The organism is Paenibacillus germinis, from assembly GCF_013141785.1.
Lineage (GTDB): Bacteria > Bacillota > Bacilli > Paenibacillales > NBRC-103111 > Paenibacillus_E > Paenibacillus_E phytorum.
The window spans coordinates 1-550 of sequence record NZ_WHOC01000126.1 but is presented as its reverse complement, the minus strand read 5'-3'; the positions used below and the strand labels follow the sequence as shown (position 1 = coordinate 550).

Sequence of the window (550 nt, the reverse complement as noted above, 5' to 3'; positions counted from 1 at the left end):
AAGGACAAAATTGTTTATAATCATGTTCTTTATTATTTGAGAGAGGTTGAGACAGCGATTTATCCCCAATTACAAAGTATTAAGAGCAGTATGAAGAAGCGTGATATCAAAGTACTAAACACAACCACGAATGCAATCGGGATTAACGTTGAATACAAGGTCCGCGGCTACATTCATCATTTCACAATGCTTCGCAGCTTGGTCAAGGCCGAGCTTATGACCACGCTCATGAATATGAGGAGGACGTTGTGATGAGCGAGAAACGTGAGAGGACAATATTCCTCTCGGACTGCCAGTCGTTCTATGCAAGTGTTGAAAAGGCAACTCATCCAGGTCTCGAAAATCTTCCTGTTGTTGTGGCTGGGGACCCGGCTAGGAGATCAGGTATTATTTTGGCGGCATGCCCAATCGCTAAAAGCTTTGGAGTTAGTACAGCTCAGCGGCTTGGTGAAGCGCTCCAATTGTGTCCAAACGCTATCGTAATGCGTCCACACATGCAACGTTATATAGATGTATCACTTGCCATTACTGACATTTACAGGGAATATAC

At 43.8% G+C, this 550-nt stretch carries 2 protein-coding genes; both read left to right on the top strand.

What is annotated here, in order from left to right; genetic code table 11:
* Positions 1–252 (top strand): YhjD family protein (locus GC102_RS40965; RefSeq protein ID WP_512698995.1); only part of this gene is annotated, 252 nt, incomplete at its 5' end.
* Positions 252–550, top strand: a 299-nt coding sequence (locus tag GC102_RS40960) for a Y-family DNA polymerase (protein WP_446686380.1), incomplete at its 3' end; no start/stop codon positions are given. The genes GC102_RS40965 and GC102_RS40960, both read left to right, overlap by 1 nt.